Below are 22,988 nucleotides of genomic sequence, written 5' to 3'. Positions count from 1 at the left end.
ACCGGACGTAATAGTAGTATCCCGGGACCTTAAAAAAAGGGGGAGTGTCAGTCCCCGATCTCTTCCGTCGAATGGATGTCCGTCGTCGTATGTTCATAGAGAACCGCCGCCCCGAGCGCCACCGCCGAGAACGGCAGTGCGATGACCAGCGGGTCGACGACCTGCCACGGCATGCCCAGCAGGGCGTCAGTTCCAAAAAGGAGTTTCGAGATGCCGAGCGGCGCGGACTCCTTCAGGTGCACGAACGCGGTCCACAGGAACCAGGCTCCGGCGCCTGCGATAAGACTTACCTTCGCTGCAAATGCCGAGGGCCGTCTGCTATAGAGTCCGTGGGTGAATGCCGGGAGGAAGGCTGCCGCGCAGAGGCCCATGAACATCGCGGTCGCCCGTGCGATGATGCTCCCCGGGAGGAGGTAGGCGATGGCTGTGCTGACGAGAATCATGGCCACGGTGCCCGCCTGGATGGTCCGCATGGACGGGGTGGCGTTCAGGTAGGTGCCGACCATGTCGTAGCCGATGGCCGACCCCATCGTGTGGTAGAGCGAGCTGAGGGTCGACATCGCCGCGGCGAGGAGGGCGAGCATGAAGATGATGATGAAGGCGTCGGGCATCGCCGCATTGATGTAGAGCGGGATGACCGAGTCCACATTGCCGCCTGCGGCATCAACGGCGGTCAGCCCTGTCGTCTGCACGAACCAGACATTCGTGAGCGGCCCGACCGTGAAGGCGACGCCGGTCATCATCAGAACGAATATCCCTCCGACGAGGACGGCACGATTCAGCGCCCGGTTGTCCCGGACGGTCATGAACCGCACCGCAAGCTGGGGCTGGGCGAGGACGCCGATCCCCACGCCGAGGACGAGTGTCGTTACCATCACCAGCCAGAGCGGCGAGAGGAAGTCCGGCATCGCCGTCCAGCCGTTATGGCCGGCGGCCGCAAGTCCGTCGGGAACCATGGGGGCGAGCGCTTCGAGTGCGGTATGCGCCTCGACGACGCCGCCGAGGTAGATGTAGGTGAGGACGAGGAGGAGGGTCATGCCGACGAACATGATCGCTCCCTGCAGTGCATCGGTATACATGACGGCGATAAGGCCGCCGAGGATCACATAGGCGGCGACGATGACGGCAAACCCGATGAGTGCCAGGTCATACGGCACGGCAAGCGTAGACTCGATGAACCTCGCGCCGCCGATGAGGATCGCCGCTGTATAGAGGGGCATTCCGACGATGATGACCAATGCACAGGCGTACCGCATGAATTGCGAGTGATAGATACGGCCCATCAGGTCAGGGAATGTGACCGCGCCGGTGCGATGCCCGATCTCACGGGTCTTTCTCCCGTATATCACAAAGGCGATGAAGACTCCCACGCCAATACACAGGACGGTCAGCCAGACGAGTCCCATGCCCAGCTGGGCGGAGATGCCGCCGAAACCGATGATGGCGGAGGTGCTGATGAAGGTGGCCCCGTAGGAGAGGGCGAGGACCAGCGGGTGAATCCGTCGTCCGGCGACCAGAAAGTCCTCGTGCTCCTTTGTGTGGCGGTAGCCCATGTAACCGAGTCCGATGACGGCAATCAGGTAGATGATGGTGAGGGCTGCAAGAGTCAGGGTGTCAACGGCCATGGTCATCAGCCCCTTCACGGTTCCACATGAGAATGCCGTAGGCTATACACGCGACGGTCCAGCCGATGGCCAGACCGTATCCTATCCAGATCTGTGGGTCAGAAATTCCGAGCATGGAAAAACCTCACGGTCTTTGGTGATGTGACGTTACAGGGGAACCGGCGGGAAGGGTCGGCTCCCTAACTAAAGAAGAAGGCAAAAACGGTGAAAAGGCGGGATGAGTCCCTGATGAATACTGTGCCTTTTCCTGTCATATCCAAAGTACCTGATACTCACTGGGATTGTATGTATATATACGTTTCCAGACCCGGACTGAAGGAAAAAATCCGGAAAACCGGGTGGTTGCCTCCGGGAAACCGGCCGTGGGGATGCACCGCCCCCTAGTTCTTCCGTGCGATCGTGATATATCCGGTATGGCCCACCCGTGTGGAGGGGCGGGTCCCGCGTTCGCTTCTGGTCAGTTCCCGTGCAAGGAGCTCATGACAGACCACTTCGGAGAAGAGGTCCCGTGCGGTGTCGATGACGGTGAAGGTCTGTTCGAGGAAGGGGGTGTAGCAGGCAAGGTACCCCCCGGGGGTGAGCAGGCGGTGGGCGTATCGGACATGATCCGCCGTGATGTGGAGGTCGAAGTGGACGACATCGTACGCTCCCTCTGCCGTCAGGACATCCCCTGTTATCACCTCGACGTTCTCCAGCCCCGCATCGGCAATATTCTTCCTGCACCGCTCGGCAAAGTCCTCGCGGACTTCATAGGTTGTCACATGCTCAGCAATCCCTCCGAAGAAGATCGCGGCAACACCCGACCCGGTCCCTGCGTCGAGGACCCGGTCGCGGCGGTTCATCCCGGTCAATGCGCAGACCATACCGATGTCCTTGGGCATCATCGGGGCGCCGGTCCGCCGGGCGTGGCAGAAGAAGTCGGTGGGTCGTGGTACCCTGATGAGAAAGGGTGTTCCCAGGTGCGAGGGGATGATCTCCCCTCCTTCCATGCCCGGCAGGAGCGAAAGGTCGATCATCCCCTTGTCGGTACTGAGCTTGCCCGCCCCGGCCGTCACATAGTATTCCTTGCCCTCATGGATGAGGATGACCCTGTCCTGGTTGTGTATCATGCACCGGTCAGTCTGATGATTGCATCGGCAATCTCGCCGTTTGATTCTATGAGGGCTGCACGTGCCTCGTCCGGTGAGACCTGTGCCTGTTCGGCGACAAGCATGACGTCCTCATCGGGGATTTCGATCTCCTTCGGCTCAAAGCGCGGTTCGCCCTGAAGCTGGTAGGTGGTTGTTCCCTGCATCGTTGTGACAACGACCTCGGCCGGTTCGAAGATATAGTTGCCTTCGCTCGTCTGTACAATGACCCGCTCGACGCCCTCGATGTTCTCCATCTTCATGCCGAGCTGCTTCATCATCTGTTTCATCTTTTTGGGATTCATTCCTGGCATCATGTCAGACTAACCTTCCTGAACGTACCTGTACTGCTACTCCGTAATTAAATGCCATCATCTCACTTCCGCAGAGAACGGCGCTCCCGGTCGCAATCAGGGTATCGTCCGGTAAAACAACGAGAACCTCATCCCCTGCAAGGATGCCTTCATCCGCAGAGAGGACGTGTTTTGCCATCGCGTTTTTTCCCTTGCCGACGAAGGGGGCGACGTCCTCCTGTACGGTGACGCGGTACGCCGGAGGGGGAAGAAACGTCCACAGGCGTTCAGCCCCTTCGATGGAGAGGGTAAGCCTCCCGTCCGATGCCCGTACGGTGGCAAGGCGGGTGCCGTCGAGGAGGATATACCGTATCCGCTTCGTCGTGGAGTACTGGAACTCCGCATTCTCCGGAAACAACGCCTCCCCGGCACCGCTGCCGAACTGATAGTCGGCGATGGTCCGGGCCCGTCTAAGTGAACTGGCCTGCAATGATTCTGTTGACACGATGGGCAAACTCCTTTTCAGCACTCGTGGGTATATATGCTCCCGCAGCTATCTTATGCCCTCCGCCCCCGCCGCCGACTTCCTCGGAGGCCAGGGTCAGTGCCGCCTGAAGATCGACGCCCCGCTGAACCATCCGTTCGTTGGTGCGCATGGAGACCTTGACAAGGTCGGGGTCGTCGTGGAGGTAACTGAGAACCATGATGGGTTTCTCCCAGTCCAGTTTGGAGAGTGCCATCCCGGCGCCTATGCCCACGATTGTGTCGGGGAACCTGTCGCCGGTGTGGATGAACTGGGTGTGGGAGAGGATGGTCGTCCCGGTATCGAGGATGTACTCCATCATCTCGCGGATGATGGTCCGGTGATGGCGCAGCATGCGTTCCCCGTCCTGGAGCATCGGGCCGCGGTCGCCGAGGCAGATGGCGCTGCCGATACGGGGCTCGGCCCACCTGCCACAGGCGTTGAGCATCGTCGCGTACTCGGAGGCGTTCCGGAGGGGAGTTCCCGGCGTCTCCTCGGGAAAGATGTAATGCTCGCCAAAGAGGCGGGACGGGTCCTCGCCGGTGGCAAGCATCTGTTCGACGAGGGCATTCATCACGATGCCTTTCTCCTCAACGGAGTACTCCTCCCACACTCTCCAGCTCCCCGACGGGGTTCTCTGTCGGATACCTATCTTCTCAAGAAACTCCTCTGCTTTCTTTTCGTTGTTCGAGATGCCGGGGATGAACGGATCATCGCTGTACGAGAGGCAGACCTTCACCGGGCGCGTCGAGATGCCGTAACAATTCAGTTCACGGGCTCGTATCTCGACGGTGCCGAATGTCACACCGTCTTCGGCGATGCTGCGGGCGGGGCCGACGAGGCCGCAGTGTTCCCGGGCCATCATGTCGCCGACATTTCCGATGACGGCAAGCTTTGCGAGCATCCCGAGAGAGGGATTGCCCGCGTCCATCTCCCGCGCGACAAGATAGGCCATTCCGGCCGCGGAGAAGTACCCGAGTCCGTGCTGTTGCGCATTGGCCTGGATATAGGGGGTGTCAGTGTTCTGGGGGACGTGGTGGTCGATGATTGCGACCTCCTCCACCTCCAGTCCCCGCTCGTCCATGAGGTCCTGCTGCCCTGCGCCGAGGTCGACGAAGACCTTGAGGCTGTCATCCTCCGGGACGTATTTCATCGTCATGGGTTCCAGCTGGCGAACGAAGACACTCTGTGCGGGAATGCCCTGGCTTCTTGCCGCCTGCATCATGACGGCTTCGCTGGTGATGCCGTCGGCATCGATATGGGATATGACCGTCACCGATTCGGCGTCACGGATGCGGTCGGCCACTATTCGTATATCATCTTCCAGACCCATTGGCACCGTTCCTTGCACAAAAGATGGGTTCTCCCTCCTGATGAAGGCGCGGGCCGTGATACCTGAATGTTAATGAAGGGGCAGGAAAGAATCAGAATACAGGAGTGAGAAGGTGAGGATGAGAGGGCTGCAGGAATTCTGTGAGACGGGCGTCATATCTGCCGGCCGGATGCGTGCGGTCGATGCAAACGCAATGGCACTCGGGGTGTCATCCCTCCAGCTGATGGAGAATGCCGGTGCGGGGCTCGCAGGGGTGGCCCGGTACTATGGGCCGGACCGTGTCCTGGTGCTCTGCGGGAGAGGGAACAACGGCGGCGACGGCTGCGTTGCCGCACGCCACCTGCACCGTGAGTGCGAGGTCACGGTCCTGGTGATGGGAGCTCGGGGAGGGGCCGGTGCCGGCCAAAATGCCGGGATCGCGATGGCCACCGCCGAGGGGGATCGGAACCTTTCCGTCCTTGCATCCTGCGGGGTGCCGGTCATTGATGTCCCGTGTGCTGAGAACCTTCCCGCCTGCAGCGAACTCTTCGAGGAGGCGGATGTTATCATCGATGCGATGCTCGGGACCGGGTCGTCGGGGCCGCTGCGTGAACCGTATGCCACGGCGGTGATGATGGCAAACCGGAGTCCCGCCCCCGTCCTCGCCGCCGACGTTCCGACAGCGGGGATCGTCCCGGACCGGATATGCGCCTTTCACCGGGCAAAGAGTGAAGGGGCGGCGGTCATCGATATCGGCATTCCCATCGAGGCGGAGTGCTGCACGGGTCCGGGGGATCTCTCCCTCGTCCTGCGAAAGGATGCGGACGCTCACAAGGGTGCCGGCGGTGAAGTGCTCATCATCGGGGGCGGCCCGTATCAGGGGGCACCGTATCTTGCCGGGATGGCGGCACTGCGCGGGGGAGCCGACATCGTCCGCATCGCAACCCCGCATCTTCTCCCCTGTCCCGATTTGATCGTCGAACAGCTCGAGGGGGGCATCATCGGCCCGGAGCATCTCTCCCGGCTGGCGGGTCTTGCCCGGGAGGCCGATGTGGTGGTTGTCGGCTGCGGTCTGGGGAAAAACAGCCATGACGTGGTGGCGTCGCTTGCCCCGGCCTGCAAAAAGGCGGTCTTCGATGCCGATGCCCTCCGCCGGCCACTGCCGGCGGCGGTAGAATGTATTTATACGCCGCATGCAGGGGAGTTTGCCCGTATGTTCGGGACGCATCTTACGAACGATATCATGGAGCGGGCGAGGGCGGTTCGCCGCGAAGCGGGACCGGGCGTCGTCCTTGCAAAAGGTCCGACGGACATCGTCTCGGACGGTGAGCGGGTCCGGTTCAACCGGACGGGGACCCCTGCGATGACCGTCGGGGGCACGGGGGATATACTTGCCGGGCTGGTAGGGGCACTCTTCTGCCGGCTGGATGCCTTCGATGCCGCCTGTATCGGGGCCCATGCCTGTGGTCTGGCGGGCGAGGCATGCGCCGGAGAGGGCGACGGCCTTGCCGCAACGGACCTCCTTCGCACCCTGCCCGGGGTGCTCTACGACAGGTGAGGATATTGCTTTAGTGCCCCGGGATGAATATAGAAGGAGTCCGGATGCAGGTGGAGCCTGCATCGATACGGGAGGAGAAAGAGAATGGATCCTGAATTTTCACATATCAAGGATGACAGGGTGTACATGGTCGACGTGACGGCGAAGCCGGATGTCCACCGCGAGGCAACGGCACAGGGGAGAATCTACCTGAAGGAGGAGACGCTGCAGGCGATTCGCGAGGGGGAGGCCGTCAAGGGCAACGTCCTTGCAACCGCACGGGTGGCGGGGGTGATGGCCGTCAAGAGCACCCCTGCGCTCATCCCCATGTGCCATCCGTTGCCGGTCGGCGGTGTGGATGTGGACTTCACTCACGGCGACGGGTTCATCGAGGCGAGCGTTACGGTCAGGACGTACGGAAAGACTGGCATCGAGATGGAAGCCCTGACCGGGGTTTCCGTCACTCTTCTGACGATCTGGGACATGGTCAAATCGGCGGAGAAGGATGAGAACGGGCAGTATCCCTCGACACGTATCGAGGGAATCATCGTGACCGAGAAGCGCAAAGGATTTTGAAGGGGCATCCCGGCCCCCCTGCTTTTTTATACTCTCACGGCAAAAATATACGAACCACTGGATGAATGTCCACTGGAACAAAGGGATGTGGCCCCCGTTACGTGGGCTGAACCTTCATGGTGAATCAACCAATGTCAAAATCAATGTACAGTTATGTTCGTGAGGCATGGAAGAAGCCTGACGAAACCGAAGTGAAAGCACTTCTCTGGAACAGAATGCAGCAGTGGCGCCGGGAAGGCAGTGTCGTGCGTGTTGAGCGCCCGACCCGTATCGACCGGGCACGCACACTCGGCTACCGTGCAAAGCAGGGCATCGTCGTTGCACGTGTGAAGGTGCGCCGTGGCGGTCGCCGGAAGTCACGCTACATTCGCGGTCGCCGGACCAACCGGATGGGCATGAGCCGCATTACCGCCGGTAAGAGCATCCAGCGGATTGCAGAGGAGCGCGCATCACGCAAGTTCGTGAATATGGAAGTCCTCAACTCATACTGGGTCGGCGAAGACGGCCGCTCGAAGTATTATGAGGTCATCCTCGTGGACGGCCACCACCCGGCGATCAAGAACGATCGCCACCTCGGATGGATGGCAGATCCGAAACAGCGCGGCCGTGCAGAACGCGGTCGCACCAGCGCAGGCAGGAAGGGGCGCGGCATGCGCAAGCGCGGGAAGGGTACCGAGCACACCCGTCCCTCGATCCGTTCCAACGCCAACAAGGGGAAATAATCCCCTTTACATTTTTCCAGCAACCGCCGGGAAGCGGCGGCGATTCCCGGCCCCAAAGAGAGCCATGAAAGCACCTGCCGCAGGAGTCTGGTGATGAATGTTTTCTACTGACGCAACAGTCCACCCGTACCCGGCCGGCGATACCTCTCTTCGAAGGTTTGCCCTCGAACTCAGGAGCCTCGGCTATGACAGTGCCGTTGCGACCGGCATCGCAGAGAGATGCGAATATGAGGGCGTCAGCTTTCTCCGGGGAACGATTATCCCCGGCGCGTCGATGAAGGAAGTCATCCGGGCAGTTCGCGAGGATCGCGGGGCATCGGATGTTGTCATGGTCTGTGCCGGCGATATGTCGTTCAACCGGGCCGTGCTTACCTACCCGGGAGTGCATGTCCTCAAGGGAGTGCATGCCGTTCACCGGAGTGCCTTCGACCATGTTGCGGCACGATCGGCGGCGGACCGGGGTGTGGCAGTGGATATCGATCTTACGGTCATGACCTGCCTGAAAGGGGTGCGCCGTCAGCGTGCGATGGAGCGCCTCTCGGATGTTGCGCGCCTGTCCCGGAAGTACGAATTTCCCCTTACGGTCTCCTCGGGTGCGCATTCCCTCCTTGGTGTGCGGTCCGTGCGGGCTGCTATCCATCTGCTCTCGGTCATCGGGCTGGATGATGCCGAGGCGGCGGCAGCCCTCGGGGGGGTCCGTACCGTCGTGGACAGGCCAAAACCTGTCGAGGTGATCGAATGGTAAAACCCAGGCCGCCAACGATGCGGACGAACTGGCGGTACATCGCAGCACAGATCGTTCCGGCTTCATTCGTCCCGGACCCTCGCGAGGTCTATTATGCGATCATCGATGCATCCACGTGGATGTGGGGTGATGTTGTGACCTCGGCGATGCAGCCGGCGGTCATCGAGGCAGTCGCCGGCCGGGTCATCATCCGGTGTGCACGCGGGCATGAGGATGCCCTGGAGGCTGCCCTTGCCGCCGTCACATCGGTGAACGGATCCCGCGCCGCCATCCATCCGGTGCGAACCTCGGGGACGCTCCGGGCCCTTCGCAGGGAGGTTCCCGTTCCTGCGCCTGAGGAGGACGGGAGGATGGTGGACATGAAGGGAGAATCCTACCGCATATTGAGTCAATCAGGTCAAAAGGTTGATTTAGTAAAGGACGGTATTAAAAAACAGGTATCACTATACGTTACTCAGGAAGACTTGGAGGAATACAATGCAACCAATGCAGGCACAGATGGGATATGACAGGGCGATTACGGTTTTCAGCCCTGATGGCAGGCTCTACCAGGTGGAGTATGCCCGTGAGGCAGTCAAGCGGGGAACAACCGCAGTAGGAATCAAGTGCAGCGACGGGGTTGTCCTCATCGTCGACAAACGTGTCAGTTCACGTCTTCTCGAGCAGTCGTCGATCGAGAAAATTTTCATGATCGACGAGCACATCGCCGTCGCGTCCTCCGGACTCGTCGGGGACGCCCGTTCGCTTGTCGACCGGGCGCGGGTGGAGTCGCAGATCAACCGGGTCACCTACAACGAGTCGATCGACATCGAGACGCTTGCAAAGAAACTCTGCGATCATATGCAGACCTACACCCAGTTCGGCGGCGCCCGTCCGTACGGCACCGCTCTTCTCATCGCTGGCGTGAGCGAAGGCGTGCCACGACTCTTCGAGACGGACCCGTCGGGCACGCTCCTCGAGTACAAGGCCACGGGCATCGGGACCGGCCGGCCGGCCGTCATGAAGGTCTTCGACGAGGAGTATGACGAGGCGATGGGAATGGCCGACGGCATTCTCCTTGGTCTCCGTGCGCTCCATGCGGCGACGGAGGGCAAGTTCGATGTTGATACTGTCGAGATCGGTGCGATCCCGAACGAGACCGGCATTTTCAGGAAGATGACGAAGGACGAGGTCAGTGAATACACGACGAAGTTCGAGGCCGCGACACCGGATCAGTCCGAGTAGGTGATGCGCATTGATCCCTCTTGACCAGGCAGTGGTTGCCAGGCTGGACAGTCACGGGGAACGGTTTGAGATACTTGTGGACCCCGATATGGCTGCCCTGATCCGCCAGGGCGAAGAGATCCAGATCGAGGATGCCGTAGCGGCACTGTTCATATTTGAGAACTCTTCGAAGGCGGAGAAGGCATCCGAAGAGTCGCTCAAAAAAGTCTTCGAAACAACGGAATTCGAACCAATTGCGCTCCGTATAGTCAAAAAGGGTGAAATCCATCTGACGGCGGAACAGCGCAAGGCGATGATCGAGGCCCGGCGGCGCAAGGTCGTCACGTTCATTGCGCGCAACGCCATCAACCCGCAGACAAAACTTCCCCACCCGCCACAGCGTATCGAGATGGCAATGGAGGAAGCGCGGGTCAATGTCGACCCGTTCCGCAACTTTGAGGAGCAGGTAAAAGACGTCGTCAAGGCGCTTCGGCCGATACTCCCCATCAAATTTGCCGAGATGAAATTCGCGGTAAAAATCCCCGGCGATTACGCTGCGAAGGCATATGGCGAGATTGCCGCCGCCACGACCATCGAACGTGACCAGTGGCAGAACGACGGGTCGTGGATATGCGTCGTCCGCATCCCTGCGGGGATACAGGATGAGTTTTACAGTCTCATCAATCGTGTCTCGAAGGGAGACGCGGAAGTGAAGATCCTGGATCAGGATTAATAAAGGTTAAGAGTAAATATATACAGACACATCAGGGGTATTTCATATGGCAAAGAAAGGAAGACAGAGAGCGAAAGGCCGTATCACCGGGAGTGCCGGCAGGTTTGGTCCCCGCTACGGCCGATTCATCAGAAAGCGTGTCAACGAGGTTGAGAAGGTATCCCGCGCAAAGCATGTCTGTCCGCGCTGTGATACGCAGGCAGTCTCGCGCCAGGGTACCGGAATATGGGAATGCCGCAAATGCGGATTTAAATTTGCAGGCGGTGCCTACGTGCCGCAGACCCCGAACCTCAAGGTCGCACTGCGCACCATTGAGCGTTCTCTTGTAAAGGAGTCGTGACGGTCCTTGGCAGGATATAAATGTGCACGGTGCAAGCAGAAAGTCGAGATCGACGTGAATGTCCGCTGTCCCTATTGCGGGCACCGTATACTTTTTAAGGAACGCGGAGCAGGAATCAAGCACCTGAAGGCCAGATGACACTGGTTACCACGTCGCGGAAACCTGTTCCCGAATTGCGAACCTTTTCTAAAGACCTTGCATTTACTCTGGAGGCGTCCTACAAGCCGCGGGGAAAGGCAGGCCTTGGCGTTGTCCTTGAAGAAGATACATGCGTTCTTGTCGTGTACCGCGAGGCTGGGGACATCATCGTTGACGTCTATGCATCCGGCGAGAATGTGGCTGCGCTGAAGTTTCCGTCATTTGAAGTGAAACGGCGTGAAGGGCCGCTCTCCCGGGGGATTCAGACGGGCAACCAAACGGTTTATAATGCACTGATAAAATATCTTGATGTTACTCTTACCGAAACCGGCGGAGACGTTGTTTCGTTTCACGGCCCCCAGGGGAGGCAGTATGTCCTCAGAAACGTCAAATGTGCAGGTGCATGAAGCAGTATTCAGGTTCATGCCGGACCGTCCGCATCTTGTATATCAGGCAGTTCTTCCCGAACTGGAGGATATCGGGCGCTCACGGGCTCTCCTCACGTGCGACGTGGACGGCGGTCTGACCCTGAGCGTTTCCGGGGAAGATGTGCCTGCCCTGCGGGCAGCCCTGAATACGTATCTTCGACTGGTGATGATTGCAGAAGAGATGCAGGAGGTAATATTTACATGAATTCGATACCACCCAAAGTCCAGAACCAGATTGCAATGCTGCAGCAGGTGCAGCAGCAGCTCTCCACGATTATGCAGCAGAAAATGCAGTACGAATTGATGGGAAAAGAGGCAAAGAAGGCGCAGGAAGAACTGAATGATATTGCTGAGGATGCAACTGTCTACGTGACCATAGGGAGCGTGATGATGCAGCAGAACCGTGACAAGGTCGCCTCGGACATCACCGAGAAGATCGATACATTCGAGCTTCGGATCAAATCGCTTGAACGCCAGGAGAAGGCCCTTCAGGCAAAGCTCGAACAGCTTCAGGCACAGGTGAAGGCGGCCCTCGAGGGCGGCCGTGCACCTGAGGCCCAGTAAATTCTTTTTTTTAAAATATTGATTACCTGGCCCTGTAGACCAGGTTGAGTGCATTGATCATGGCATCGACCGATGCGAGCACGATATTGTCCGACGATGCGGATGCATCGTAGATTCTGCCCTTCTCGTCCTCGACTGCTATCGTCACATGGCCGATGGCGTCACTGCCTCCCGAAATGGCGGAGACGGAGTACTCCTTCAGCTGCATGCCCCTGGGTACGATGCCCAGGAGGGCATTCATCGCAGCGTCGACCGGACCATTGCCCGTCCTGCAGCAGATCCTCTCAGCGCCGTCGACGGTCGCCTTGACGGTGGCGGTGGCCAGAACGTGGTTGCCGGTGAGGATGGCGATGTCATCCAGTAAGATGTTCTTCTCGATGGACGACTGGCCGATGACCGTCTCTGCAATCTCATAGAGATCGTTTTCCGTGACCTTGCGGCCTTTGCCCGAGATCTCCTTGATGCGCAGGACGATATCGTCGAGCTGTTCCGGGGACGTGGTGATGTGCGCCTCGGAGAGCATCTGGCCGACCGCATGGCGCCCCACATGCTTGCCCAGTTTCAGGCGACGCCGGTGGCCGACCATCTCGGGGGTCATGATGCCCGGTTCGAAGGTGGAAGCCTCAGAGAGGACTCCCTGGGAGTGGATGCCGCTTTCATGGGAGAAGGCATTGTCCCCGACCACCGGTTGTGTCGGCGCGATGCCGATCCCCGAGAACCGCGAGACCATCCGGGAGGTCTCGACCAGTCGTTCGGTAACGATGCCCGTCTCCATCCCGAAGATGGACGTAAGGGACATTACCGTCTGGGCGAGGTCTGCATTCCCTGCCCGCTCGCCGATGCCGTTGACCGTGACCTGCACCTGTGATGCCCCTGCCTCGGCGGCGGTGACGGTGTTTGCGACCGCCATCCCGAAATCGTTGTGGCAGTGGATGTCGATGGGGCAGTCCACGTTGTTGCGAATGAACCGGACCAGTTCATGCATGGAGGTCGGCGTTGCGATGCCGACCGTGTCCGGGACGTTGATGATGGTCGCCCCGGCGTCCACCGCCGTACGGTAGACCTCAATCAAATCCTCCGACGGGGTCCTGGTCGCATCCATCGCAGAGAACATTACCTCCCCGATATAATCGCGGGTATACCCGACGATATCAGCGGTGATGGCCAGGACTTCCTCGTGACTCTTTTTGATCGTGTGCCTGCGCTGTACTTCCGAGGTCGGGATGAAGACATGCACCATGTCGACGCCGCAGTCGATGGCGGTGTCCACATCACTCCGGATGGAACGTGCCAGGCCGCATATCTTCGCACCGGTGTTTTCCGATGCTATGGTGCGAACAGTCGCCTTCTCATCGACAGAGGATGCGGGAAACCCTGCCTCGATCACGTGGACGCCGATATCGGCGAGTTGATGCGCGATGGCTATCTTCTGGTCCAGTGTGAAGGAGACACCCGGTGTCTGTTCACCATCCCTGAGGGTGGTGTCGAAAATAGTAACAGCTCTCGTTTCAGTACATTTGTCGCCCAAGAAAGCGATCTGCCGCAGATTCTGCGACGGTTCCGTTTGATCTCAGTTGCTGAGACATGCACCCCTGTTATCTTTACTGGAATAAAAAGGGATGGTATCAGGACGATTCGGGGTTTCCAGCTCAAATCATAATCTTTAATACTTCAACTGTCATATATTGTAGAGCACCACGGAACCAGACCCGCCTTAACTCAGACTGGTAGAGTGCGCGGCTGTAGTATGGTTTGCCGAAGTAGGTAACTGCGCGGCTACCGCGATGTCCCCGGTTCGACTCCGGGAGGCGGGATCTGTTTAAAGTGTGCAAACGAGCCCAGGTAGTGTAGGGGCCTATCATGCAGCCCTGTCACGGCTGCGACACGGATTCGAATTCCGTCCTGGGCGTATTCATTTTTTGTTTTTCATTCGGCAGAGCGTGGAGCCTTGCGTTCCGCCACATGCTTTCGCATTCTCAAGACCATTCTCTTAGGGAAGGGGAAAGAAAAAATTGGAATTATTGACGTTCGGTCAGATGCCAGACCGGTGTTCCTTCCGAACCGAGGTCCACCTTGAGATATGCTTCCTCGTAGTTGAGGCTGGCAGGGACTTTGAAGAGTAACAATGCCTCCACCGTTTCCTTCCTGTCCAGATACTGCCGCGTGTATGCCTGCCCGAGGGGTTGCAGATAGCCTGACGGGGACTCTGCCGCGTACTCCTCTCCATTCCATATGATGGTGAACTTTGAGGGTTCTGGCGTCGTGATGCGCGAACTGCCGCCTCCGCGGTAGCCGTAATGGGTGACCTCGACGACAGGCAGGACGTATTTGTACCCGTACCCTGCGAGAACCTTCTCCTCCTCGCCATCTTCGTTGGTGGTGAAATAGAGTGTGGAACCCTTCACGCCGGTGATCTTCATGGAGATGTCGTTGACCTTCTTTGCGTCCTGGAACCGGTAGAAATCATGGAGGTACAGTGCATGGGGGAAGATGTCCTCATCGGGCAGATCAATGAGGGCCGTATTTATCGTACGCATATCCAGCCCCGCAAGGGCGTTGTTGTTGTGCTCGATCCCGGCGATGAGGTAATCATTGCCTTTCCGTATGGCATCCGGCTGGGTAAAGGCCGACCCGTACCAGAGCATGGCCCCGGCATACTGATAGTTGTCAATGCCTTCAATGAATTCAGCGATATCATCGCGGTACACGGGGCCGACGGGGAGGGCGGATATCTCGGTTTTTATACTGCGCGCTTCACTCATCAGCTGCATTGACGCCTCCTTCATCAGGTCGAAGTCATTGTTCAGGGCACCCTCCGATATGCGGGAGACGATGCCGTTGAGTGCGATGGTCTGTTTTTCAATGGTATCGCGGATCTCTGACGGTTGGACATAAAGTCCGTATTTGTCAAATTCCTCATAGGAGATGCCCGGGTCAACCTCGGGAATGAGCCGCTCATCGGGGTCTTCATAGCCGCAGCCGACGAATGAATCGTCATAGCGCAGTTTCGTCCAGTCATCCTGGCAGATGTAGGAGCCGCCGCCCCATCTCCCGTCAAATGCTGCCAGTTCTTCTGCGGTGATGAGTGCGTAAAAGACGGGAGTGCCGGTGTCCTGCGTCACAAATGAGACTGCGACAAAACCTGTATCCGATCCTGCATCGCTGGTCATGACGGTACGGGTTATGGCGGTCGCATCAACTTCATATCCCCAGAGGGTATTTTCGAGCATCCCCGGTGTCCCGTTGATGACCACGGTGGCCATCGCTCCGTATGGACGCCCGAGATGAGCGGAATTCCCTAAATCGGGGTCGGTGAAGAGATTGTAGGTCGTCATCTCATAGGAGGTCATGGCCTTCCCTGCACCCTCGAAGGTCTGTGACGCTTCGATGAATGCCGAGAGAATCTCCTTCTGATAGTTGAAACTGCTCTCGGTCTCACTGGCGCTCACCGTCCCTTCAATCGACGGCCGCGTCGGCACCTCCCGGAGGGCTTCGGAGCCTGCCGGGTTGGTCAGGTTGCCGATGGTATGGAAGAGAGACGCCTCTGCCGGGGTTACATTGACGGTGGCCTGTGAGGAATTATTCAGGAAAAATGGCATTGTGCCACTGTCAATAGCGATGCCCCCTGCCATTATGATGAGTACCACAGTGACAGCAAGGACAGTGTATTTTCTTGTTTTTTGTGGGGTGTCAGCCATACGATCTCCTGGTGTCCTGCCTCTTTACCATGTAAAGAGAGAGTTCATTTCCATAATAATTTTTTACTGCGGCAAATGAGAAAGTTTACTATCGATTTCCCGAAACCTTGTGCAGAGATGGAAAGGTGAGTACCAATGGACCGTCTAAATGAGATAAACAGCATCATCTCCTCCTGCCTGGAAACCGATCCGAAAGCCAGAGGTGCCGCTATTCGGGAATTTGCCCAGCTGTATTCGGATGAGACGGGAATGGAAATGGCGCTGCAGCTGAAAAACAACGGTAAGGAACAGCGTGCCCGTGCCATGGAGGCCCTTGCCGCTGCGTCACCTGCAAGCCTTCCCCTTCTCATCTCGCTGATGGAGGATGGGGACTGGATTGTACGGTACCGGGCCGCCGAAGCACTCGGTCTTTCGGGCGATGCGGGTGCAGTGGAAACGCTCCGTTCGCACCTGACGGATACAAAGGACCATGTACGGTATATGGCGGTGAAATCCCTCGGACTGCTGCATGGCGAAGTCGCGGCAGAGGAGATCGCAGAACGTCTCTGTACGGATGAAAATCCGTATGTCCGGCGCATGGCGGTGCGCACCCTTGCCCGGATGGCTGCCGCGGACTATGCAGATCTCTTCCGGTGTGTCCGGCAAACGGAAGGGGATGCAACGGTCATTGCCGCTCTTGATGAGGCTCTTGAGGGAATGGGGGAGAATGTCTGAACCGCGGGATGAGATGGAGTGCGACAGAAAGGGGGCGGTATTTTCCGTTCTCCTCGTCGCCGTATCGCTGGTCGTTCCGGTTTCGGTGTATTATATCGGAAACGGCATCGGTGCGGGTGTTGCCTTTCCGCTGTTCCGGTACCAGCAGACGTATCTCGGCCCCTCCCTGATTACGCTTGTCAGGGATGTCGACCTTGTGACATCCGGCGCCATCACCGGAAGAAGTGCACTGGTCCCGTTCTTCTGGCTTGGGGGGGTTCTGTTGTGCTGCGTGGCACTTGTTTTTGCCTGCCACCATGTCCGGAAGCATTCCGGAAGTAGCCGAAGATATGCGGGAATATCCCTCATCGCGGCCGGGTTGGCATATCTGGGAGGTACCATCGCACAATACGGGTTCTCATTTGCCGGGTCGTCCGGCTTCGCCATACCGATAGGTGCTCTCTTCATGTGTGTGGCCGGGTGGTTCATTGTCGCCGGCTATCCCGGCATCTGCGGTTACAAAGAACGGGACGAAGGTCTGGCTGAGGACGACCCCCTCCCGGACTATTTCGGAGAAGAATAAACCCGGATATCAGATATCCTGGTCATCTGTTTTTGGAAAGAGTGTCTCCATTGCACCCATGTCGCCGTGGGCGGTGGAGTCGAGGGTGATCGGGGTGATGGAGACCATGCCGTGATGGACTGCATACACATCGGTCCCTTCGGGTGCCTCGTCGACCAGAGGTCCGTTGATCCAGTAGTACGGGCGCCCCCGGGGATCGACGCGTGTCTCGACACCGGTGTGAAAGAGCTTGTGGGCAAGCGTGGTGACGGCATAGCCTGCATAGGGGCCCGGAGGCATGTTGACGTTGACGACATCGGTATTCGGCGGAAATCCGGTCTCCAGCAGTCGGAGGACGATGTCGCGCACTGCTGTCTTCGCATGCTCGAAGTTCGCCGACGAGTACTGCGGGTTGTCGAACTTTTCTCCCTGGTCCGAGACCTGGATGGAGAAGGCGACGGCAGGCGGTCCGTGATTCGCCGCTTCCAGTGCCGCACCGATGGTCCCCGAGGTCATGATGGACTCGAAGGAGAGGTTCTCCCCGATGTTGATGCCGGACACCACCAGGTCCGGTTTGATGCCGAAGGCATACATTGCAAGGATGACACAGTCGGTCGGTTTGCCGTCGACGGCATGGGCATCCCGGCCGTGAAGAACCACCCTGTGCGCCCGGATGGGGTCGAATATGGAAATGGAGCGGCCCACGGCGCTTTGCTGGGTAGAGGGTGCGAAGACATGGATCTCGGCGATATCCGCAAGTGCGTCATACGCCGCCCAGAGGCCTTCCGATGTCACCCCATCGTCGTTTGTCAGGAGAATAACCGGTTTCATCCAATCTCAACCATCGTTGGGACGAGAAGATGAAAAAGGGTCCGATCGTCATACTCATCTCTCCGTCAGTGCAATACTGTGGCAATGAAGGTATTACTGGCCGAATATTCCGTCTTTCACGACCCGGTCCTGGCCCCCGAAGGGGAGGCGATGCTCAGGGTCATTGGCGACAGTTTTACCCGGTGCGGGTATGATGTAGTGTCTCCCGAAAAGGGCGACTTTGCAGATGAGCTCCGGCGGCTTGCCCCGGAATGCGATTTCGGGCTGGTGATCGCGCCGGACGCCCTCCTCGGGCGATATACAAAGATCATCGAGGATCTGACGCACAACATCGGGTGCGGCTCTCTGAATTGTGCGCTCTGTGCCAACAAAATTCAGGCAGGCCGCATTCTCGCCGGTCATGGGATTGCGGTGCCTGAAGAAGTGGAGTCGGGCAGGCGCGTCATAAAGGAGGTGTCGGGGGCAGGAACGGTCAATATGCGCCTTCGGGATGAGGAGCCGGGCGCTGGTGAATTCGGCCAGGAATTTATCGAGGGAGAGCATCTCAGTGTCAGCCTTGTCGGGAGCAGGTTTGTGGGGGAGGCCTGCCTCTACTACAGCGGGGCGGAACCGCTGGTTCTCTCTCTCAATGCGCAGCACATCGCTCTTGACGGGGATATGTTCTCGTTTTCCGGCGGAACAACGAATGTCGATCACCCGCGCAGAGACGAGATAGTGGGGACGGCAGTGAAGGCGGCCACCGTCCTTGGGTGTCAGGGGTATGCCGGGGTTGATGTGGTGGTGACAGATGAGGTGTATGTGGTCGATGTCAATCCCCGTCCGACATCGAGTCTGGTGGGCATCGACGCCATCATGGACGAGGAGATTGGTGACATCCTCATTGATGCATCGAAGGGGATTCTCCCCGGTGAGGTGCACCTGACAGGCACGGCACGATACGACAAGTCCGGGCAGGTGGTGATCCGGTGATCGGCATCGATGTCGGCGGAGCAAATCTCAAGGTGGTGACTGAGGGCGGTGTGGATATCCATTATTGTCCCCTCTGGCAGGAATCCCCGATTGCCGATATCCTCGCGGCATACAGCGGCGAGTCTGCGGCTGTGGTGATGAGCGGCGAGCTTGCCGACGGATTTGCAAACAAGACCGAGGGTATCGGGTTCATCGTCGATGCGGTCCGGACGGCCCTTCCTGATGCGGTGTTCTACGGGACGGACGGCACCTTTCACGCCGGGGCGGACCGGAGCCTTGCGGCGGCAAACTGGCTTGCGTCCGCGGACTGGCTCAGGGGGCGGTTTTCCGATGCCATCCTTGTTGATATGGGGAGCACCACGACCGATATCATTCCCCTCGAGCCTTTTGATGCACTGAAGGGCCTCACCGACGTCGACCGTCTCCAGAGGGGGATGCTCGTGTATACGGGCATTCTCCGCGCTCCCGTGGCATCGCTCCTGCGCTCGGTCTGTCTTGCGGGAACGCAGACACTGGTCAGCAACGAACTCTTTGCGGTCAGTGCGGATGTTCACCTGGTCCTGGGGCATATCGGTTCCGGTGAGTATACGGTCCCGACGCCCGACGGCGCGGCCGTGGACATCCCTGCTGCACTTCAGCGCCTCTCGAGGGTGGTCTGTTCCGACCTGGACGAGATAGGAGAAGTTGGGGCCCGGGAAATTGCCGGGGCATTCTGGGAGGAACAACTCTCGCTCATACGCTCACAGGTGGAGCGGCATGACGCTCGGCGGGAGAAGGAGCTGGTATTTGCGGGTGTTGGCGCACGGGTCATTGGTGGCGCCCTTGGTGGGGTGGTGCTTTCCGACCTTATTGGTGAGATGTCGGATGCCCTGCCGGCATGTGCCGTGCGGGAGGTGGCGCTACGGACCGAAGGGCACTGAGCATTCTTCTTCTGGTCGGCTCAGCTCTGGTATCTGTCATCTTATGGATGGCCGGGTTTCCGTTATTTTTTCTCTTCCTGTTTATTCCACTGATTCCGTTTGCCCGTCCCCATCGCAAGAAGAAATGCCCGGTGTGCGGGTGGGAGACGGGCGGAGCCGAAGAGTTCTGTCCGTGGGACGGAAGTCCGCTCGGGCCCCTGGAATGAACGTGCCGAGAGGTCAAAGATGGAGAGGGGGATGTCAATCCCGTACATCTCGATGACTTCGGGGTGGGGGAGGTCATTTCTCCCGGCATAATTTCTCAGGGTTCCCCGGTCGACGATGATATTGAGTGACCGGAGAATTCTGGCGGCATGGTGAAACGGATGTTTTTCTATAAGGGTGGTGCAGAGGTCCACCACCGGCATTCCCATCCTGGTGTCCGGATAAAAGGGTGAGTCGGCGTAACAGAGGCGACCGCACTCCGTGCAGTAAAACCTCTTTACGAAGACATGAATCTGCCTGCGTGCTCCTTTCTCGAGGATCGTTGCATATTTTTTCCGGCGCATGTCATGGGCCTTCACCTCGCCGCCGCAGAACGGGCATGCTGCACACTCGGAAAAGATCGCGTCGTCAGCCGAGGTGATGGCCGAGGTGACGATGTCGCCGAGCATCGAGGGGATCTGGACTTTGCGCATGGATGTGTCTGCATGGTTTCTTTCAACCGGCACGTATAGTTCTTCCGACCATTGCCGCCCTGCAGGGAATTCTGCTGTCGGAAACGTCAGGATTAATGATGATGCCGACGATGAATGTTGGTTATCGAATATTCCTGCCGTCCGTTAAGGAGGGTTGGAAGGTGATATGATGTCACAGAGGGCAGTTGACGCGGTATTTCAGGGACTCTATCTCTTCACCGATCTCCGGGCCGTCCTCCGGGAGACGGCTCCGGCGCACCGGCTGGATGAGGAGCAGAAGGCGGCAGTGGCAAAGGCACTGGAGAAGCTACGAAAACAGGTGGATATTCTTGAAAAGGAGCTTATAAAATGAAATGTGCAGGGGATATCGATACCCGTGAGGTCGAGGAGCTCTATGTCAATATCGATCCCATCCAGGCAGGCGGACGCCTGACGCCGGAGGCACATAAGGCCGTCATCGCCTTTGCCGACGGGTATTCGGTCTGTGACAACTGCCTCAAGCCGTTCCGGCTGGACTATATCAATAAACCGCCGATTGCGCAGTTCCACCGGGATGTTGCCGAATGGCTCAATATGGATCAGGTTCGGGTGGTTCCCGGCGCACGGCGGGGGTTTCAGGCGGTTGCAAGCACGATGGTGAAGAAGGGCGATCCCGTCCTCCTGACGGCGCTCTCCCATTATACCGAGTTCGTCTCCCTCGAACAGTCGGGAGGGGACATCCACGAGATTCCCAAGGATGCAAACAACCGTATCACGGCGGAGAACGCCGCCATACGGCTCGATGAGGTGACGAAAAAGTACGGCCGCGCGCCCGCCCTCCTTTTCGTCGAGCACGTGGACTACCAGTACGGCAATATCCACGAAGTGAAGGAAATTGCAAAGGTGGCACACCAGTACGACGTCCCGGTGCTCATGAACGGGGCATATTCGGTCGGCATCATGCCGGTGGACGGGAAGGCGTTCGGTGTTGACTTCGTTGTGGGGTCCGGCCACAAGAGCATGGCGGCGCCCGCCCCGTCGGGAGTCCTTGCCGCAAATGGCGAGTATGCCGAGCGGGTCTTCCGGACGACCCAGGTGAAGGGAGATGTGACGGGCAGAACCTTCGGCATCAAGGAAGTGGAGATGATGGGGTGCACCCTGATGGGGGCCCCTGTCGTGGGCATGATGGCCTCCTTCCCTGCAGTGAAGGCCCGCGTCGAACAGTGGGACCACGAAGTGGCAAACAGTAACAGGGTGGTGGATGCCCTCCTCTCCATCGAGGGGACGACAGTGGAGAGCGAATACCCGCGGCGGCACACCCTGACCCGCATCAACACGCTGGGCTCCTATGACAAGGTGGCGGCGACGCACAAGAAGAAGGGATTCTTCCTTTCGGGCTCGCTGAAAAAGAAGGGGGTCATCGGGGTGATCCCCGGGTCGACGCGGGTCTGGAAGTTCAACACCTACGGACTGAACGACATGCAGATAGAGCATGTCGCCCGCTCCTTCGTCGAGGTCGCCGAAGAGAACGGGCTGTCCGTCTCCTGACCTTTTTTTATATTTTTTACTCGTCGCGTTCAATGAGGCTGCCGTTGCGGGCTGCATGGATGGTGACATGTTCGATGGCGGTCTCCACGAGCGATGCAATGTCGAGCGGCGCTTCGTCTTCGAGGACGGTTGCCGGTTGAGCCGCGATTGCCGGATGTTTGGGGACGACCCGACATTCCAAATCGCCGGCGCTCTCGCGGAAGGTGCCGATGGAACGTGCGAGGGTGACGATCTCATCCTTGTCGTAGGTGATGAGGGGCCGGAGGATCGGAAGTTCCTGTGGTGCGACCGCCTCGATCACGCTCATGTTGGCAAGCGTCTGGCTTGCGACCTGCCCGATGTTATCCCCCATCACGATGGCGAGGTGCTGCTGGCGCCGGGCAATTTCCGCGGCCACCCGTACCATGAAGCGCTTGCAGAGGAGGCACCTTGTCCGGGTAGCGCCTGATGCCACCATGGCATCGAAGAATGCCTCCATCGGCACGGAGATGAGGCGCAGCGTGCGTCCCGGGCACCAGGTGGAGAGGGTTTCGAGGTGGCGCAGTGCGCCGGGTTTGACCTGCTCGCCGGCATATTTTCCTCCGTCCATGTGAATCAGGGTGGGGATGCATCCCCGGCGCATCATCAGCCAGGTCGCGACCGGGGAGTCGATACCGGCGGAGAGGAGGGAGAGGACATGGCCCTGTGTCCCGAGCGGGAGGCCCCCGGGTGCCGGGAGGATTGCATCATAGACGAGACCGCCGAACTCCCTCGCCTCGACGTGGACTTCATAGTCGGGGTTGGTCAGGTCGACGGTGATGCCGGGGACGGCATCGAATATCCTTGCCCCCGTGGAGGCCCCGAGTTCCTGGCTGGTAAAACCCTTCATGCCCGAACGCCGGGCCCTGACGGCAAAGGACATCCCCTCCTTCATCGTTCGTGCCGCAAGCTTTGCTGCTGCGGTCTCGATCTGCTCGCGATCCGGTTCGGTCCGGATGCAGCGGGCGACGCCCACCACCCCGAAGAGACGGGCGGCGGTCCGTGATATGCCCTCTATGTCCGGGCCTTCGACCAGAATGCGTCCGCGGTACACCTCGATGGTGTGGTCGATTGCTGCTGCGTCCAGTGCCTTGGTGAGGTTTCCCGTGAGTATGCCGATATAGTGGCGCATGACGGGTTCGCTCTTGAGAAAGAGTTCCCCGAATTTGATCATGACTACGTGTCGTTCTTCCATCCTTTGTGTCCTTTGTTAGTATTGACCGGAGA

General features: G+C 58.8%; 29 protein-coding genes and 2 tRNA genes. 20 read left to right on the top strand and 11 right to left on the bottom strand.

Annotated features, from left to right (window positions below; all coding sequences use genetic code 11):
* Positions 1–47 precede the first annotated feature (47 nt).
* From AZH53_RS05825 to AZH53_RS05800, 6 genes are all read right to left on the bottom strand, one after another.
* Positions 48–1,643, bottom strand: coding sequence for a sodium:solute symporter family protein (locus AZH53_RS05825; protein ID WP_406600376.1), 1,596 nt, complete (start codon positions 1,641–1,643; stop codon positions 48–50).
* On the bottom strand, positions 1,615–1,740 hold the full coding sequence (locus tag AZH53_RS05820) for a symporter small accessory protein (RefSeq protein WP_319642580.1): 126 nt from the start codon (positions 1,738–1,740) through the stop codon (positions 1,615–1,617). The genes AZH53_RS05825 and AZH53_RS05820 overlap by 29 nt, the downstream gene beginning before the upstream one ends.
* A 265-nt stretch (positions 1,741–2,005) precedes the next feature.
* Positions 2,006–2,734 (bottom strand): methyltransferase domain-containing protein, encoded by a 729-nt coding sequence (locus tag AZH53_RS05815; protein ID WP_319642579.1) that lies wholly within the window; start codon positions 2,732–2,734, stop codon positions 2,006–2,008.
* Entirely contained in the window at positions 2,731–3,042 is a 312-nt protein-coding gene (locus AZH53_RS05810; RefSeq protein WP_406600375.1) for a nascent polypeptide-associated complex protein, read from the bottom strand. The genes AZH53_RS05815 and AZH53_RS05810 overlap by 4 nt, the downstream gene beginning before the upstream one ends.
* Before the next feature lie 28 nt (positions 3,043–3,070).
* Entirely contained in the window at positions 3,071–3,550 is a 480-nt protein-coding gene (locus AZH53_RS05805; RefSeq protein ID WP_319642577.1) for a PUA domain-containing protein, read from the bottom strand.
* Positions 3,516–4,901 carry a DHH family phosphoesterase gene (locus AZH53_RS05800; RefSeq protein ID WP_319642576.1) on the bottom strand — a complete coding sequence of 462 codons (1,386 nt, stop codon included), beginning with the start codon at positions 4,899–4,901 and terminating at the stop codon, positions 3,516–3,518. Before AZH53_RS05800 ends, AZH53_RS05805 begins: the two co-directional genes overlap by 35 nt.
* A 118-nt stretch (positions 4,902–5,019) precedes the next feature.
* Here AZH53_RS05800 and AZH53_RS05795 point away from each other — a divergent pair, with 118 nt between their 5' ends.
* The 12 genes from AZH53_RS05795 to AZH53_RS05740 all read left to right on the top strand — a co-directional run bounded on the left by AZH53_RS05795 (position 5,020) and on the right by AZH53_RS05740 (position 11,866).
* Positions 5,020–6,438 carry an NAD(P)H-hydrate dehydratase gene (locus tag AZH53_RS05795; protein ID WP_319642575.1) on the top strand — a complete coding sequence of 473 codons (1,419 nt, stop codon included), beginning with the start codon at positions 5,020–5,022 and terminating at the stop codon, positions 6,436–6,438.
* Between the two features lie 84 nt (positions 6,439–6,522).
* Positions 6,523–6,993: a cyclic pyranopterin monophosphate synthase MoaC gene (gene moaC, locus AZH53_RS05790; RefSeq protein WP_319642574.1), complete on the top strand. Its 471-nt coding sequence runs from the start codon at positions 6,523–6,525 to the stop codon at positions 6,991–6,993.
* 131 nt (positions 6,994–7,124) lie between these two features.
* Positions 7,125–7,715 (top strand): 50S ribosomal protein L15e, encoded by a 591-nt coding sequence (locus AZH53_RS05785; protein WP_319642573.1) that lies wholly within the window; start codon positions 7,125–7,127, stop codon positions 7,713–7,715.
* A 97-nt stretch (positions 7,716–7,812) separates the two neighbouring features.
* Entirely contained in the window at positions 7,813–8,460 is a 648-nt protein-coding gene (locus AZH53_RS05780) for an RNase P subunit p30 family protein (protein WP_319642572.1), read from the top strand.
* Positions 8,454–8,969 (top strand): Rpp14/Pop5 family protein, encoded by a 516-nt coding sequence (locus AZH53_RS05775; RefSeq protein ID WP_319642571.1) that lies wholly within the window; start codon positions 8,454–8,456, stop codon positions 8,967–8,969. The genes AZH53_RS05780 and AZH53_RS05775 overlap by 7 nt, the downstream gene beginning before the upstream one ends.
* Positions 8,938–9,684 carry an archaeal proteasome endopeptidase complex subunit alpha gene (gene psmA / locus AZH53_RS05770; protein ID WP_319642570.1) on the top strand — a complete coding sequence of 249 codons (747 nt, stop codon included), beginning with the start codon at positions 8,938–8,940 and terminating at the stop codon, positions 9,682–9,684. The genes AZH53_RS05775 and psmA overlap by 32 nt, the downstream gene beginning before the upstream one ends.
* A gap of 10 nt (positions 9,685–9,694) precedes the next feature.
* Positions 9,695–10,396, top strand: coding sequence for a ribosome assembly factor SBDS (locus AZH53_RS05765; protein ID WP_319642569.1), 702 nt, complete (start codon positions 9,695–9,697; stop codon positions 10,394–10,396).
* A 46-nt stretch (positions 10,397–10,442) separates the two neighbouring features.
* Positions 10,443–10,736 (top strand): 50S ribosomal protein L37ae, encoded by a 294-nt coding sequence (locus tag AZH53_RS05760; protein ID WP_319642568.1) that lies wholly within the window; start codon positions 10,443–10,445, stop codon positions 10,734–10,736.
* 6 nt (positions 10,737–10,742) lie between these two features.
* Complete coding sequence (locus AZH53_RS05755; RefSeq protein ID WP_319642567.1) at positions 10,743–10,874, top strand: DNA-directed RNA polymerase subunit P; 132 nt, start codon at positions 10,743–10,745, stop codon at positions 10,872–10,874.
* A complete protein-coding gene (locus tag AZH53_RS05750) occupies positions 10,871–11,281 on the top strand; it encodes a Brix domain-containing protein (RefSeq protein WP_319642566.1) in 411 nt (136 codons plus the stop codon). Before AZH53_RS05755 ends, AZH53_RS05750 begins: the two co-directional genes overlap by 4 nt.
* Positions 11,274–11,507 (top strand): KEOPS complex subunit Pcc1, encoded by a 234-nt coding sequence (locus AZH53_RS05745; RefSeq protein ID WP_319642565.1) that lies wholly within the window; start codon positions 11,274–11,276, stop codon positions 11,505–11,507. Before AZH53_RS05750 ends, AZH53_RS05745 begins: the two co-directional genes overlap by 8 nt.
* On the top strand, positions 11,504–11,866 hold the full coding sequence (locus AZH53_RS05740; RefSeq protein ID WP_319642564.1) for a prefoldin subunit beta: 363 nt from the start codon (positions 11,504–11,506) through the stop codon (positions 11,864–11,866). The genes AZH53_RS05745 and AZH53_RS05740 overlap by 4 nt, the downstream gene beginning before the upstream one ends.
* 22 nt (positions 11,867–11,888) lie before the next feature.
* On the opposite strand, the gene AZH53_RS05735 is transcribed toward AZH53_RS05740, so the two are convergent.
* The gene (locus AZH53_RS05735; RefSeq protein ID WP_319642563.1) at positions 11,889–13,394 is read right to left on the bottom strand and encodes a 2-isopropylmalate synthase; all 1,506 of its coding nucleotides are present in this window, start codon (positions 13,392–13,394) and stop codon (positions 11,889–11,891) included.
* A gap of 180 nt (positions 13,395–13,574) precedes the next feature.
* Between AZH53_RS05735 and AZH53_RS05730 the strand changes: the two genes are divergently transcribed.
* A tRNA-Tyr gene (locus AZH53_RS05730) sits at positions 13,575–13,680 on the top strand.
* Positions 13,681–13,702: 22 nt separating this feature from the next.
* Positions 13,703–13,775, top strand: a tRNA-Asp gene (locus AZH53_RS05725).
* Between the two features lie 109 nt (positions 13,776–13,884).
* On the opposite strand, the gene AZH53_RS05720 is transcribed toward AZH53_RS05725, so the two are convergent.
* Positions 13,885–15,564 (bottom strand): hypothetical protein, encoded by a 1,680-nt coding sequence (locus AZH53_RS05720; protein WP_319642562.1) that lies wholly within the window; start codon positions 15,562–15,564, stop codon positions 13,885–13,887.
* 135 nt (positions 15,565–15,699) lie between these two features.
* Between AZH53_RS05720 and AZH53_RS05715 the strand changes: the two genes are divergently transcribed.
* Positions 15,700–16,278, top strand: a complete 579-nt coding sequence (locus AZH53_RS05715; RefSeq protein WP_319642561.1) for a HEAT repeat domain-containing protein — start codon at positions 15,700–15,702, stop codon at positions 16,276–16,278.
* Positions 16,271–16,840, top strand: a complete 570-nt coding sequence (locus tag AZH53_RS05710) for a hypothetical protein (RefSeq protein ID WP_319642560.1) — start codon at positions 16,271–16,273, stop codon at positions 16,838–16,840. Before AZH53_RS05715 ends, AZH53_RS05710 begins: the two co-directional genes overlap by 8 nt.
* A gap of 9 nt (positions 16,841–16,849) precedes the next feature.
* Here the strand turns inward: AZH53_RS05710 and surE are convergent, their stop codons facing one another.
* Positions 16,850–17,650: a 5'/3'-nucleotidase SurE gene (gene surE, locus AZH53_RS05705; protein ID WP_319642559.1), complete on the bottom strand. Its 801-nt coding sequence runs from the start codon at positions 17,648–17,650 to the stop codon at positions 16,850–16,852.
* Between the two features lie 84 nt (positions 17,651–17,734).
* Between surE and AZH53_RS05700 the strand changes: the two genes are divergently transcribed.
* Entirely contained in the window at positions 17,735–18,619 is an 885-nt protein-coding gene (locus tag AZH53_RS05700) for an ATP-grasp domain-containing protein (protein ID WP_319642558.1), read from the top strand.
* Positions 18,616–19,539 carry a hydantoinase/oxoprolinase family protein gene (locus AZH53_RS05695; protein WP_319642557.1) on the top strand — a complete coding sequence of 308 codons (924 nt, stop codon included), beginning with the start codon at positions 18,616–18,618 and terminating at the stop codon, positions 19,537–19,539. Before AZH53_RS05700 ends, AZH53_RS05695 begins: the two co-directional genes overlap by 4 nt.
* 62 nt (positions 19,540–19,601) lie before the next feature.
* On the opposite strand, the gene AZH53_RS05690 is transcribed toward AZH53_RS05695, so the two are convergent.
* On the bottom strand, positions 19,602–20,216 hold the full coding sequence (locus tag AZH53_RS05690; RefSeq protein WP_319642556.1) for a hypothetical protein: 615 nt from the start codon (positions 20,214–20,216) through the stop codon (positions 19,602–19,604).
* A 166-nt stretch (positions 20,217–20,382) separates the two neighbouring features.
* Here AZH53_RS05690 and AZH53_RS05685 point away from each other — a divergent pair, with 166 nt between their 5' ends.
* Together AZH53_RS05685 and pscS are read left to right on the top strand one after the other, a co-directional pair.
* Positions 20,383–20,568, top strand: a complete 186-nt coding sequence (locus AZH53_RS05685) for a hypothetical protein (protein ID WP_319642555.1) — start codon at positions 20,383–20,385, stop codon at positions 20,566–20,568.
* Entirely contained in the window at positions 20,565–21,743 is a 1,179-nt protein-coding gene (pscS, locus tag AZH53_RS05680) for an O-phospho-L-seryl-tRNA:Cys-tRNA synthase (RefSeq protein WP_319642554.1), read from the top strand. Before AZH53_RS05685 ends, pscS begins: the two co-directional genes overlap by 4 nt.
* Positions 21,744–21,759: 16 nt before the next feature.
* On the opposite strand, the gene thiI is transcribed toward pscS, so the two are convergent.
* Entirely contained in the window at positions 21,760–22,956 is a 1,197-nt protein-coding gene (thiI, locus tag AZH53_RS05675) for a tRNA uracil 4-sulfurtransferase ThiI (protein WP_319642553.1), read from the bottom strand.
* Positions 22,957–22,988: the final 32 nt, after the last annotated feature.

Source organism: Methanovulcanius yangii, from assembly GCF_018687785.1.
Lineage (GTDB): Archaea > Halobacteriota > Methanomicrobia > Methanomicrobiales > Methanomicrobiaceae > Methanovulcanius > Methanovulcanius yangii.
Note: the sequence above shows the minus strand (reverse complement) of the source record. Positions and strands in the feature narration are given on the sequence as shown.